The sequence below is a fragment of the Jeotgalibacillus alimentarius genome (genome assembly GCF_000829445.1).
Classification (GTDB): Bacteria; Bacillota; Bacilli; order Bacillales; family Jeotgalibacillaceae; genus Jeotgalibacillus; species Jeotgalibacillus alimentarius.
In genome coordinates this window covers 1-13,045 of sequence record NZ_JXRQ01000022.1, presented here as the reverse complement: position 1 = coordinate 13,045, position 13,045 = coordinate 1, and the positions used below count along the sequence as shown (strand labels likewise).

The window sequence follows — 13,045 nt, the reverse complement described above, 5'->3', positions numbered from 1 at the left end:
AAAATGTTGCAAGATGGTACCTAAAATAAGTATTAGTGCAGCGGAGCGGAAGGCGGTGACTCCAGCGGGATAAAACGGACAGGTGAGACCCCGCAAGGCGAAGCCTGAGGAGGCTCACCGCCGTTCCCGCGGAAAGCATCCGCCTGAAGCGCAGCGGAACGATTTTAAACCCTGTTACTTTTTTGTATCAGGGTTTTTTTCTATGTTAATATGAAAGCGTATACAATAGGAGGCGATTCGAGTGGATACTTTTAAGTTTGGTGACTGGGACATTTACTGGCTGGACGGCGGCATCACCAATATGGATGGCGGAGCAATGTTTGGTGTTGTGCCAAAACCCCTTTGGTCTAAGAAATATCCTGTAAACGATAAAAATCAGATTGAGCTTGTCACAGAACCCTTATTAGTGCGGACAGGTGACAAAAATATTCTGATTGATGCGGGTGTTGGATATGGGAAATATGATGAAAAGAAGAAGCGCAACTACGGGATTACACGTGAAGCATCGATTGAACGCTCGCTCGCACAACTGAATCTGACTGTTGATGACATTGATACAGTTGTGATGACGCACATGCATTTTGATCATATTGGAGGATTAACGACTCCAGACGGAGATGAGATGAGATCTGTTTTTCCGCAGGCAGTAATTTATGCAAGTGAAACAGAATGGAACGAAATCAGAGAACCGAATATCAGATCAAGAAATACATATTGGAAAGAAAACTGGACAGCAGTTCAGAATCAGGTGAAGACTTTTACAGATGAATTTGAAGTGCGTCCCGGTATGACAATGATTCACACCGGTGGTCACAGTGATGGTCACTGTATTGTGAAAATGGAGCAAAAAGGTGAAGTGATTCTGCATATGGCTGACCTGATGCCGACTCATGCGCACCAGAATCCGCTGTGGGTTCTTGCTTATGATGACTATCCGATGACATCTGTCTATGCAAAAGAGAAATGGGTAAAGGACGGACTGAACAACGGATGGTGGTTCAGTTTTTACCATGATGCACATGTCCGGATGATCAAATGGAATGAAACAGGTAAAGAAGTCACTGGTGAACTGAAGCGAACGCCATTTACTGATTAATTAAAAGGGGTGTCCGGAAATCTGGACACCCCTTTAATGATTATATTTTATACACATCCATCACTGTGCCTGTTTTCGCATCAGCAATGAATTCAAATTGTTCAAGTTCACTGCCGTCGTGACGTGATATGCCTCCACGATATACTTTGTTTTTCACCGCAAGTACCTGATGATCTTCTGGGTTCATCTGAATCCAGGAGCCATCAATCGGTCCATCCTGCTTAAATTGATCTTTCACATTCTGAAGAACCTTTTCAGCAGAAACCTGATTTGACTGTACGGCATTTGCACTCTGGCTAATCACAACACCGGCTGTTAAGCCTACTGCTGCGCCAAGGGCTGCATCTTTCCAATTCATATGATTCACCTCCGGATATTCAATTCAATTTTAAGTATAGCGGATTCACCATTCTGATGCACCTCATTTAAGAGCAATTTCTTCCAATCTTAATCATGGAAAGTGGAAAGGTGAAAGAAAGTTCTGTAAAATAGGATAGAATGCATTTATGAAAGGAAGTATACATAATGAATCAGGATACATTAGCGTTATTCAAACAACTAACAGAGCTCCCTGGTGCGCCGGGTAATGAGCACGCGATCAGAAAACTGATGAAAGAAGAGTTGTCAAAGTACTCAGATGAAATTGTACAGGACGGACTTGGCAGTATTTTCGGTTTGAAAAAAGGACCTGAAGACAGCCCGGTTGTTATGGCTGCAGGACACATGGATGAAGTAGGGTTCATGGTGACCGGGATTACAGAAAACGGCATGATCCGCTTTCAGACTTTAGGCGGCTGGTGGAGCCAGGTCTTACTGGCACAACGCGTTGAAGTGATTGCAGGCGATAAAAAAATTACCGGTGTGATTGGTTCAATTCCACCGCATCTTTTAAGTGAAGAGAAGCGGGCAAAGCCGATGGATATTAAAAATATGCTGATTGATGTAGGCGCAGATGATAAGGCGGATGCTGAATCAATGGGTATTTTACCAGGACAGCAGATTGTGCCTGTATGTGAATTCACACCGATGGAAAACAAGAAAAAGATTCTGGCAAAAGCCTGGGATAACCGTTACGGCTGCGGTATTTCAATTGAACTGTTAAAAGAGCTGCAGAATGAATCACTGCCTAACACATTATACAGCGGTGCCACTGTGCAGGAAGAAGTAGGACTCAGAGGGGCACAGACTGCTGCTAACCTGATCAAACCTGATATTTTCTTTGCGATGGATGCAAGTCCTGCAAATGATATGACAGGAGATAAAAATGAATTTGGTCAGCTTGGCAAGGGAACACTGCTCCGTATTCTTGACCGCAGCATGGTGACTCATCGCGGCATGAGAGAGTTCGTTCTGGATACAGCTGAAACAAACAATATTCCTTATCAGTATTTTGTATCGGCAGGCGGTACAGATGCAGGCCGCGTTCACATCTCAAATGAAGGGGTATCGAGTGCGGTAGTCGGCATCTGTTCAAGATATATTCATACCTCAGCTTCAATGATCCACATCGATGATTATGCTGCTGCAAAAGAACTGCTTGTGAAGCTTGTGAAGTCATGTGACAAATCAACTGTTGAGTCTATCAAACAGGGTTCATAACATGAATCTCGCAGTCGGTACAGTCAATCAAGCGAAAGTGTCAGCAGTGAAAAGCTGCTGGCTCTTTGGTGAAGTTAAAGGGTTCAAAACTCAATCCGGAGTAAAGGATCAGCCCTTTGGTCATGATGAGACCAGACAGGGTGCAATCAACCGTGCTATTAATGCAGCAAAATGTTTTGACGGTGCTGCCGGCATAGGGCTTGAAGGTGGCGTAGCAGAACATCATGATGGTCTTTATATCTGTAACTGGGGAGCGCTTTATGTCCCAGGCATTAAAGAACCATTTACCGCTTCAGGGGCAAGCATCAGACTCCCTGATGAAATTGCTGCTCCGCTCCGTAATGGAGAAGAGCTGGGGCCGCTGATGGAGCAATACAGTAAGCAGAAAAATATCAGACAAAACGAAGGGGCTGTAGGATTTTTTACGAATGGAAGGATCTCAAGGTCACAAATGTTTGAGCATATTGTTGAGCTGCTGATTGGTCAGTGGGAATACACAAGAGGCAAATAAAAAAAGGGATCGTACGCGAGATCCCTTTTTACTTATTCAGTTTCAAAAATATAAGATACAGCTTTTAAAGCCTGTTCAGGTGTTTCTACTGTAACTGTCGCTTTTCGTGACAGTTCTTTTAATGCATGGTGCAGTTTTTCAGGTCTGATCAAAATCAGCGGCTTATTCATTGTAAGGGCAGCAGAAGCATCCATTGCAGTATTCCACTGCTTATACTGTTCCCCGAATAATGCAATGACAAGGTCAGATTTCTGCATCAGCACCTGTGTTCTCAGGTTGTTAAAGGCAGAAGCTGCATCGTCTTTAAAGATCGCATTCGGCTGTTTACCGAGAATTTCTTCACCGATATCATCAGAGCGGCTGTGGTTTTCCATCGGGCCTGTAAAGTGTAACGTGTAAGGGAGTGAAGACGCCTGGTCCTTCAGCTTTGCGCGCCAGTCACTGTGTATTTCTCCTGCAAGATAAATCGTCAGTTCCATCAAATCTCCCCTTCTCGATATGTAATAATTTCAGTATAACACGCTGAATTTTCGACTGGAAATGATTTGACGGGGGAAAGGGTTGTCAAATGAACGCCGGATTAGTATGATGTATAGCGAACGTGTTCATAAGGAGGAAAACAATTGAAGAAACATCTGTTTATTTTATTTGTTATTTTCACATCCGCTGTACTTGCAGCTTGTAATACAACAATAGAGCAGGAAAGAGAAAAAACGCTGACAGAAGTTGAGGATATATTTCTTGATGAGGCTGAGCGTCCAAATACTGAATTAGATGACCTTGAAGTCCACCTTCCATATACGGCAGAGGTGGCCGAAACATCCGATCACAATGCTGTCATTGAAAAAAGTAATGAAACTTACGTGCTGTTTCACCATTTAAATGAAGAAGCAGGTAATGATGTCATCTACACAATGACAGAAGCTGCTGAAGCAGAGTGGCTGGTAAATGAAACATTTGAAGAGAAAGACAGATTCGGTTATGTGCTGCTTCGTCAGATCGATGAAGAGAACTATGAACTGACAACAGGTATGGACTATACGAAGCTGACGACAGTAACCTCGTTAGAAGATATCAGCAGCAATGCGAAATGGATGATGGATACGGTCAGATCAGCTGACTGGACTGATGACAACCCGGAAGAATAATCTTCCGGGCTTTTTTATACCGTTAAGTGAGGTGACCTAAAAATAAAGCTCTGTTAAAGTTGGCTGTTGATTTCCGCTCCAGGGGGAAACGCTTTCCGCATGAGCCGGTTTTTGGCTCCGGTTCAATCGACCCTCCTCGCGCTTCGCGCTGCGGGGTCTCACCTGTCAGACTTCTCCTGCTGGAGTCGTTCCCCCTTCCGCTGCAATCACCAGCTGTGCTAAAACAACATCAGGGTTTAACATAGACAAAAGTAAAAATATCTTTACAACCTTTACAAGTGTCTTTACACTATTCAGGGGAGGAGAGATAAAAACATGAGCTTTCTTAAGAAAAAAGGCATACATATATCTTTTAAGACTTATTTAATTGATGGTTTAAGCTTTATGGCACTTGGACTATTCAGTTCATTAATCATCGGACTGATTATGCAGACTGCAGGTAATGAACTCGGGATCACATTCCTGACTGAGATGGGCGTTCTCGCGATGGGGCTGGCAGGTCCTGCAATCGGTGCTGCTATTGCATTTGGATTGAAAGCACCGCCGCTAGTATTATTTGCCGGGGTCATTACAGGAGCTGCAGGGTACGCACTCGGAGGGCCTGCAGGTGCTTATGTAGCGGCTGTGTTCTCAACAGAAATCGGGAAGCTGGTCAGTCAGTCCACGAAAATTGATATTATTGTCACGCCTTTTGTAACGATTGCTGCAGGTTATGGTATATCAGCACTTGTAGGTCCTGAGATTCAATCTTTTATGCAGGCAACAGGAGATACAATCGGATGGGCGACTGAGCAGAGGCCATTTGTAATGGGGATGCTGGTAGCAGGATTAATGGGGCTTGCATTGACTGCCCCGATCTCAAGTGCAGCCATTGCGCTGATGCTTGAGCTTGACGGGCTAGCGGCGGGTGCTGCAGCGATCGGGTGCAGTGCGCAGATGATCGGTTTTGCAGTTGCGAGTTACCGGGATAATAAGCTTGGCGGTTCACTGGCCCAGGCAATCGGCACATCCATGCTGCAGGTTCCGAATATTGTAAGAAATCCACTGATTCTGATTCCGCCGACAGTAGCGGGCGTTCTGCTTGCGCCGCTTGGAACGGTGTGGCTGCAAATGGAGAACAATGCTTCAGGAGCGGGTATGGGTACGAGTGGATTTGTCGGCCAGATTATGACATTTGATACGATGGGTTTTACACTTGATGTACTCATGAAGGTCGGAATGTTGCATTTCATTGGACCGGCAGTCATCAGCCTGTTACTATCTCATTATATGTTAAAAGCGGGAATGATTAAGCCCGGTCAAATGAGAATTGATACAGGAGGAGTTAAATATGAAAAAGCTTGAATCGATTGAACAGTTTAACGAAATGAAAAATAACGGAAAGCATATCTTCATGTTTTCTGCAGACTGGTGCCCGGATTGCCGTGTAATCGAACCGATCTTGCCGGATGTGGAAAGTAAGTATCCTGATTATCAGTTTATTTACGTAGACCGTGATGAGTTTATTGATATTTGCGCTGACCTCAGTGTATTTGGCATTCCAAGCTTCGTGGCATTTGAAAATGGAACTGAAACTGGCAGGTTTGTCAGCAAAGACCGCAAAACCCAGGAAGAAATCGAACAATTCATCGACGGATTAAAAGCATCATAATCAATAGAACAACCCGGCTCCTAAAATGAAATGCTTTAGGACCGGGTTGTTTTCGTGTACAATGAAATGCGGAGAAAAAAACATCATCAGAATTTTATTCATCACAATATAAAGCAATGTAAGTTTCTGTACGGCGCATATATCAGCAGAAACAATGAAACCTGACAAGGAGGGGTACCATGGCTGAAAAAATGGACTCAATAAAAATGAAAAAGATTTTGACAGAGAAGCTTGAAAAGCCGGGGCGGAATATCCGGTATAACCGTGAAAAAGATCAGCTTCGCGTAGAAAATGGAGATACAAAAAAGGGTATTGAAGTTTCCCTTCCAAGCGTTGTCGGAAAGTGGAATGAAAAGAAGGATGAAGCAATTGAAGAAACTGTGTATTATATAAACGAAGCCCTTGCAGTAATGGGTACTGAGACAGTAGTTGAAGAAGCGGAGAAGCAGATTTTTCCTGTAATCCGTTCAACATCTTTTCCGGAGGAGTCATCTGAAGGTATTCCATTTGTTTTCGACGAGCATACAGCGGAGACAAGGGTGTATTATGCAGTCGATCTCGGCAAGACGTACCGCATGATTGACCAGCAATTTTTAGAGAAGCAATCCTGGACGAGAGAACAGGTGAAAGAAATTGCGATGTTCAACGTCCGCTCGCTTGATACTGAGATGAAAAGAGATGAAGTGGCGGGTAATGTATTCTACTTCCTTAACTCAAATGACGGCTATGATGCGAGCAGAATTTTAAATGAAGCCTTTTTGAAGGAAATGTCTTCAAAAATGGAAGGTGAAATGACGGTTGCTGTACCGCATCAGGATGTCTTAATTATTGGGGATATGAGAAATGAAACGGGCTATGACGTCCTTGCACAGATGGCAATGTCATTCTTTGCAGCGGGCCATGTTCCAATCACTGCCCTCTCATTCCTGTATGAAGAAGCTGAACTTGAGCCGGTATTCATTCTTGGTAAAAATAAAAGTAAAGATGAAGGAGATTCAAAGAAATGAATGTATTCTACAATGAAAAAGGCGTTGGGGAAGTACTGATTGTTAAGTTGAAGGACACACCGCGGCACGACAAAGCTTTTGAAGAGAAAGGCCAGGTTGTTCAGATTAAAAATACTGAAACTGGTGAAATAACCGGCTATAATATCTTCGGTCAGCCTTCTGAGGAATTCAGATCAGCCGGCCCGGTAGAAATGGATGATGAAAAGCTTGCGAAAGTGAATCAATTGATTCAGGAAAGCGGATTTGATCATCAGATCGAAGCTGACTTTACACCAAAGTTTGTGATTGGTCACGTTGAAGAAATGGAAAAACATCCGAATGCTGACAAGCTGAACGTCTGCCAAGTGAATGTAGGAGAAAGACGTCTTCAGATCGTCTGCGGAGCACCGAATGTTGATGTAGGTCAAAAGGTAGTAGTAGCAAAGGTTGGTGCTGTGATGCCTAGTGGAATGGTGATTAAAGATGCTGATCTCAGAGGTGTCCCATCAAGCGGAATGATCTGCTCGGCTAAAGAACTTGGACTGCCAAATGCACCTGAGAAAAAAGGAATTTTAGTACTTGAAGATGGACAGGCAGGGGAGCCGTTCAGTCTGTAAGAGAAATCCGCTCTGTTTTTATGACAGAGCGGATTTTTTCCACATTGTCTATCCATTTGACCAATTTTGTTTAAACGGCATGAAAAAAGGTTAAAACCTGCTAGAATGAATGAGAACATAATAGAAAGAGTGATGTAGATGAGTTGGATTCAAAAACTCTTGTCTTTCGTTCAAAGGCAGGATGAAGAATATATAGAAGAAGATGCACCGAAAATAAAATCAGGTGAAAATAGAAAAGATCTGCAGACCAGAGTGTCCTATCAGTATCCCAAGGGTGAATTCAGATTTCCGCTGATCCCTGATGAATCAGCTGCTAAAAAAGAGCGGGAGGATAAAAAGGTAAAAGCAAAGGAACCGGAAAAATCAAGAATCATTGAGAAAAGTCCGCATGCCGGTCCATTTAAACCGACAGATGTCCCGTCTCCAATCTACGGATTCAGGGAAAGGCCAAAAGCTAAACCAGTACATAACAGTAATCCTGTTGAATATGAAATTTCTTCATTCACTGAGTTAAAAAGAAAAATTGCCCGTGAAAAAGAAGAACAAAAGTCAGAGAAAAAGTTGGCTGAAGTGTCTTCGCTTCAACCAGACGAACCACAGGAAGTGCCTGAAGAGAAAGAAAGCGATACAGCTTCAGTAATCCCAGAACCTGAGATGTCTCTGCAGGCGGATCAGACAAGTCCGGAGGAACCTGCCTATAAAGCAGGGGAACCTTCCCGGGAAGAAGTCTTGGCAGATCCAATCAGTCAGACACCTGAGCCCGAGCAACCGGAACCAGTTGATCCAGACAGCACACAGGATTCTGAACCTGAAAGCATCGCTGAAGAACCGGCCGCTCAGGTTCAGGAGGCTGACAGTAAGGAAACACCTGAACCTGTGCAAAAGTCAGACGAACCTAAGCCTCGTAACCGCGTACCATTCAACGTGATGATGCTGAAGCAGGATAAGCGCAAAAGGGCAGAAGAACCATATAATAAAGCAAATGCTGGAAAAGAAGAAAAGCCCGTTCATAATGAACCTTTGGAAGAACCTGAGGAAGCACTTCCGCATTTTATGAAACCATCTCTTGATTTACTGGCTCCGCCTGTATTTGCAGAGCCGGATCAGGATTGGCTGGATTATCAGGCAGAACTGTTAAATGAAACACTGTTCCACTTTAATGTGAATGCGACAGTGAAAAATGTGACGCAGGGTCCTTCTGTCACCAGGTTTGAATTATTTCCTGATAAAGGGGTTAAAGTAAGTAAAATTACAAGTCTGACAGATGACATTAAGCTCGGGCTGGCAGCAAGGGATATCAGAATGGAAGCACCGATTCCAGGGAAGATGGCAGTAGGCATTGAGATTCCAAATCCCAACAGCCGTCCTGTGGCCATTAAAGAAATTCTTGCTCATAAAGATTTTCAGCATTCAGATGCTGAACTTCCGGTTGCACTCGGTCTTGATATTGAAGGGAAACCTGTCATTACAGATATCAGCAAAATGCCGCACGGATTAATAGCAGGCGCAACAGGTTCAGGTAAGAGTGTATGTATCAACTCCATTCTGATCAGTCTGATGTATCACTCATCCCCTGACGATGTGAAAATGTTGCTGATTGATCCGAAAGTTGTTGAATTGGCACCTTACAACCATATTCCGCACCTGGTCAGCCCGGTGATTACCGATGTAAAAGCTGCCACTGCAGCACTGAAGTGGGCTGTTGAGGAAATGGAAAGACGCTATCAGCTGTTTGCTCATGCCGGAGTAAGAGATATTAAACGGTACAATCATAAAGTAAAAAATGAAGGCAATTATTCACAGAAGCTGCCATACCTTGTTGTTGTCATTGATGAGTTAGCAGATCTGATGATGATGGCACCAGCAGATGTTGAGGAAGCGATCTGCAGGATTGCACAAAAAGCAAGAGCGTGCGGGATTCATCTGTTAATTGCAACGCAGCGTCCTTCTGTCGATGTTATTACAGGTTTAATTAAAGCGAATGTACCGACGAGGATCGCATTCTCAGTTAGCTCACAGGTGGACTCGCGTACAATTATCGACAGTTCAGGTGCTGAGAGACTCCTAGGAAGAGGCGATATGCTGTTTCTTGAAAACGGAGCTTCAAAACCTGTAAGACTGCAGGGTACATTTGTGTCTGATGACGAAATTGACGATGTGGCAGCACATGTCAAAAATGAACGTAGAGCATCGTACTTGTTTGAACAGGAAGAGCTGCTGGCAAAAGTGGAATTTCAGGATGAGGAAGATGAGCTGCTGACAGAAGCATGTGAATTTGTGATTGAGCAGGGTGGAGCATCAACTTCACTGCTTCAGAGACAGTTCAGAATCGGCTATAACCGTGCTGCAAGACTGATCGATATGATGGAGAAAAATGGCTGGATTTCAGAGTCAAAAGGCAGTAAGCCAAGAGATGTTCTGATGGCTCACGAAGACCTTACAGAACTGACTGAAACAGCGAAAGCAGGAAAATAAACTGTTTATTTGTGCACAATTTAAAACGTGTTATAATAACAAAATATGTGCCAGAATGAAAGATCATTATATACTGTCGAATGCGGACAGCGCATAAGACTGTTGGAGGTTCAACCATGACAAGTTTTCACTTTGTAGGAATTAAAGGATCGGGCATGAGTCCCCTTGCTCAAATTCTTCACGATATGAATCATGAGGTACAAGGCTCAGATATTGAAAAACGCTTTTTCACTCAAAAGCCTTTAGAAGACAGAGGCATTGAGATTCTTCCTTTTAATAAAGAAAATATTAATCCCGGTATGACTGTGATTGCAGGTAACGCATTTCCTGATGACCATGAGGAAATTCAGGCTGCACACGATCAGGGAGTAGAATGTATCAGATATCATAAATTCCTCGGGGATTTTATGAATAATTATATTTCTGTCGGAGTATCAGGTGCCCACGGAAAAACATCCACAACCGGACTGCTTGCACATGTAATGCAGGGAGCTGATCAGACATCTTATCTGATCGGAGACGGATCAGGAAAAGGGTTTGAAGACAGTAAGTATTTTGTTTTTGAAGCCTGCGAATACCGCAGACACTTCCTCTCATATTCACCTGACTATATGATCATGACGAATATAGATTTTGATCACCCTGATTACTTTGCTGATATTGAAGATGTATTTTCAGCGTTTCAGGAGATGGCAAAACAGGTCAACAAAGGAATCATTGCCTGTGGCGATGATGATCACCTTCAGAGCCTGGTTGCCAATGTACCGGTATTATTTTATGGATTCAACGAAGAGAATGACTTCCAGGCGCGCAACGTGGAGACGTCTGCAGCAGGAACGTCATTTGATGTGTTTGTAAGAAATGAATATTATGCTTCATTTGAGATTCCGATGTATGGAGACCATACAATTCTGAATGCTTTATCAGTCATCGCAATCTGCCATTATGAAGGCATACAGACAGAAGTCGTGCAGGTACAGCTGAAAACATTCGGTGGCGTTAAGCGCCGCTTCACAGAGAAGCATATCGGAAGCAGAACGCTGATTGATGATTATGCGCATCATCCGACTGAGATTAAAGCAACACTTGATTCTGCTTCAAAGAAATATCCTGACAGAGACATTATCGCGATCTTCCAGCCGCACACTTTTACAAGAACACAGACGTTTCTTGAAGAGTTTGCAGACTGCCTGAAAAAAGCAGATCATGTATATCTGTGTGAGATATTTGGTTCAGCCCGTGAAAATCACGGCAAGCTTTCTATTACAGATCTGCAGAATAAAATTGACGGCGCTGAAATTTTATCAGCTGACGATCCTTCTTCCCTTGGAAAACACGATAACGGTGTGTTCCTTTTCATGGGTGCAGGTGACGTACAGAAATTCCAGGAGTCATTTGAATCGTGGATCAGTGAACATGAGTGATATGATAGAAGCCGGGAGAATACCCGGCTTCTTTTTTTATTCTCTATGAAGGAAATTCGGAAATCCTTGTAGAATAGGAGAAGGGAGCGTTTAGGTAAGACGGGGTAAGGGTAATACCAAATTATAAACAGAAGGGAGCTGAAAGCAATTATGGAAATGTTACTTTATATCAGTGCGCTGCTTGCAGCGGGAGGATTTTTAATTTTATGTATTAGTCTGGCGGTTACATTAACTGCTGTTAAGAAGACACTGAACAGCCTTGCAGACACCGTTGCAGCGCTACAGAAGCAGCTTGACGGAATTACGACGGAAACAACCGAACTATTACATAAAACGAATGGCCTGGCAGAAGACATCCAGGGCAAATCAGCTAAGCTGAATTCTGTAGTAGATGCTGTAAAAGGTGTTGGCACTAACGTTCAGCAGCTTAACAATTCGATCGGAAAAATTACTCACTCAGTGACTCAATCAGCTGAGCAGAACGAAGAAAAGATTGCACAGGTTGTGCAGTGGAGTAATGTGGCAATGGAGATCCGTAATAAATGGAAAACGCGTAAGAAGGAATACGCTTCTACATCGACTGAAAGATACCCTGAACCTCAACGTGCATTGCCACCAGTTGATGACAATCAAAAATAAACCAATGCAGGAGGATCAGTTATGGAAAAAAATAATAACACGAGAGATTTTGTACTTGGCGCACTAATCGGCAGTATCGCTGGAGCTGTAACGGCACTGTTTCTGGCACCGAAATCCGGCGGGGAATTCCGGCAGGATCTGAATACACAGGCCGGCAGACTGAAGGACCGTTCGTATGAATGGAAAGATCAGGCTGTTACAAAAAGCTCTGAAATGGCAGCACTTGCAAAAGAGAAGTCTGCTGTTATTTCTAAAAATGTTCAGGATCAGTCAAGCGGTGTGATGGATAAAGTAAAGTCATTCCGTTCAAAAGAAAAACAGAATGAACAGGCGCCTCAGCTGGTAACAGCAAAGGATCCATCACTGCCAACTGTGCATCCTGTCGACCCATTGACACCGCCAACATCTGAAGAGCCGCTTAGAACAAACAGGTAGGTTTTTCAGGAACAGGAGTTGATTATGATGGAAAAGATCTCAAGCATAGAGCAGTTTAATCAGATACTGCAAAACGAAAAAGACTTTTTTATTTTAAAACACAGTCTGACTTGCCCGATTTCTTCAGCGGCATATTCAGCCTGTCAGTCATTTTTTGAAAATGAACATGTCAAAATGGTGTATGTACCGATCCAGGAAACAAGGGAAACGTCAAACCATATTGCTGAAGCATTCAATACGCGGCATGAATCACCTCAGGTATTTCATGTTAAAAACGGTGAACCTGTCTGGAACACTTCACATTCGCGTATTACAGAACGTGCACTGAAAGAAGCGAATACAAAGTAAAAAAGCTGGCCCCTACCTGATATGCTCCCTTCAAAGTAGACAGAGAAATAATAAAACTTCTCTACTACTATGAAGGGGGCATTTTTGTGTCTAAAAGAACGACTGATTATACAATA

Annotated in this window: 15 protein-coding genes; 13 read left to right on the top strand and 2 right to left on the bottom strand. The window is 43.3% G+C overall.

All coding sequences use genetic code 11. The features are described from left to right. Positions 1-241 precede the first annotated feature (241 nt). Positions 242-1,096, top strand: a complete 855-nt coding sequence (locus tag KP77_RS11790) for a YtnP family quorum-quenching lactonase (RefSeq protein WP_041122947.1) — start codon at positions 242-244, stop codon at positions 1,094-1,096. A gap of 40 nt (positions 1,097-1,136) precedes the next feature. Here KP77_RS11790 and KP77_RS11785 read toward each other — a convergent pair whose 3' ends face one another. Beyond that, positions 1,137-1,454 carry a PepSY domain-containing protein gene (locus KP77_RS11785; protein ID WP_041122946.1) on the bottom strand — a complete coding sequence of 106 codons (318 nt, stop codon included), beginning with the start codon at positions 1,452-1,454 and terminating at the stop codon, positions 1,137-1,139. Positions 1,455-1,621: 167 nt separating this feature from the next. Here KP77_RS11785 and KP77_RS11780 point away from each other — a divergent pair, with 167 nt between their 5' ends. Both KP77_RS11780 and KP77_RS11775 read left to right on the top strand, forming a co-directional pair. Further along, positions 1,622-2,695 carry a M42 family metallopeptidase gene (locus KP77_RS11780; RefSeq protein WP_041122945.1) on the top strand — a complete coding sequence of 358 codons (1,074 nt, stop codon included), beginning with the start codon at positions 1,622-1,624 and terminating at the stop codon, positions 2,693-2,695. Position 2,696: 1 nt separating this feature from the next. Beyond that, positions 2,697-3,206: a DUF84 family protein gene (locus KP77_RS11775; RefSeq protein ID WP_041122944.1), complete on the top strand. Its 510-nt coding sequence runs from the start codon at positions 2,697-2,699 to the stop codon at positions 3,204-3,206. A gap of 32 nt (positions 3,207-3,238) precedes the next feature. Here the strand turns inward: KP77_RS11775 and KP77_RS11770 are convergent, their stop codons facing one another. Next, the gene (locus KP77_RS11770) at positions 3,239-3,685 is read right to left on the bottom strand and encodes a YtoQ family protein (RefSeq protein WP_041122943.1); all 447 of its coding nucleotides are present in this window, start codon (positions 3,683-3,685) and stop codon (positions 3,239-3,241) included. 144 nt (positions 3,686-3,829) lie between these two features. Here KP77_RS11770 and KP77_RS11765 point away from each other — a divergent pair, with 144 nt between their 5' ends. The 10 genes from KP77_RS11765 to ytxJ all read left to right on the top strand — a co-directional run bounded on the left by KP77_RS11765 (position 3,830) and on the right by ytxJ (position 12,929). Continuing rightward, positions 3,830-4,354: a hypothetical protein gene (locus KP77_RS11765; RefSeq protein ID WP_041122942.1), complete on the top strand. Its 525-nt coding sequence runs from the start codon at positions 3,830-3,832 to the stop codon at positions 4,352-4,354. Positions 4,355-4,669: 315 nt separating this feature from the next. Beyond that, a complete protein-coding gene (locus tag KP77_RS11760) occupies positions 4,670-5,698 on the top strand; it encodes a PTS transporter subunit IIC (RefSeq protein WP_041122941.1) in 1,029 nt (342 codons plus the stop codon). Further along, entirely contained in the window at positions 5,685-6,005 is a 321-nt protein-coding gene (locus KP77_RS11755) for a thioredoxin family protein (protein WP_041122940.1), read from the top strand. The genes KP77_RS11760 and KP77_RS11755 overlap by 14 nt, the downstream gene beginning before the upstream one ends. 179 nt (positions 6,006-6,184) lie before the next feature. Continuing rightward, positions 6,185-7,012 (top strand): DUF1444 domain-containing protein, encoded by an 828-nt coding sequence (locus tag KP77_RS11750; RefSeq protein ID WP_407637928.1) that lies wholly within the window; start codon positions 6,185-6,187, stop codon positions 7,010-7,012. Then, positions 7,009-7,608 (top strand): YtpR family tRNA-binding protein, encoded by a 600-nt coding sequence (ytpR, locus tag KP77_RS11745; protein WP_041122939.1) that lies wholly within the window; start codon positions 7,009-7,011, stop codon positions 7,606-7,608. The genes KP77_RS11750 and ytpR overlap by 4 nt, the downstream gene beginning before the upstream one ends. A 138-nt stretch (positions 7,609-7,746) precedes the next feature. Next, positions 7,747-10,083 (top strand): DNA translocase FtsK, encoded by a 2,337-nt coding sequence (locus KP77_RS11740; protein ID WP_041122938.1) that lies wholly within the window; start codon positions 7,747-7,749, stop codon positions 10,081-10,083. A 116-nt stretch (positions 10,084-10,199) separates the two neighbouring features. Continuing rightward, positions 10,200-11,507, top strand: coding sequence for a UDP-N-acetylmuramate--L-alanine ligase (gene murC / locus KP77_RS11735; RefSeq protein WP_041122937.1), 1,308 nt, complete (start codon positions 10,200-10,202; stop codon positions 11,505-11,507). A gap of 150 nt (positions 11,508-11,657) precedes the next feature. Then, the gene (locus KP77_RS11730; protein WP_041122936.1) at positions 11,658-12,146 is read left to right on the top strand and encodes a DUF948 domain-containing protein; all 489 of its coding nucleotides are present in this window, start codon (positions 11,658-11,660) and stop codon (positions 12,144-12,146) included. A gap of 21 nt (positions 12,147-12,167) precedes the next feature. Beyond that, entirely contained in the window at positions 12,168-12,581 is a 414-nt protein-coding gene (locus tag KP77_RS11725) for a YtxH domain-containing protein (RefSeq protein WP_052474132.1), read from the top strand. A 24-nt stretch (positions 12,582-12,605) separates the two neighbouring features. Then, positions 12,606-12,929, top strand: a complete 324-nt coding sequence (gene ytxJ, locus KP77_RS11720) for a bacillithiol system redox-active protein YtxJ (RefSeq protein ID WP_041122935.1) — start codon at positions 12,606-12,608, stop codon at positions 12,927-12,929. Positions 12,930-13,045 lie beyond the last annotated feature (116 nt).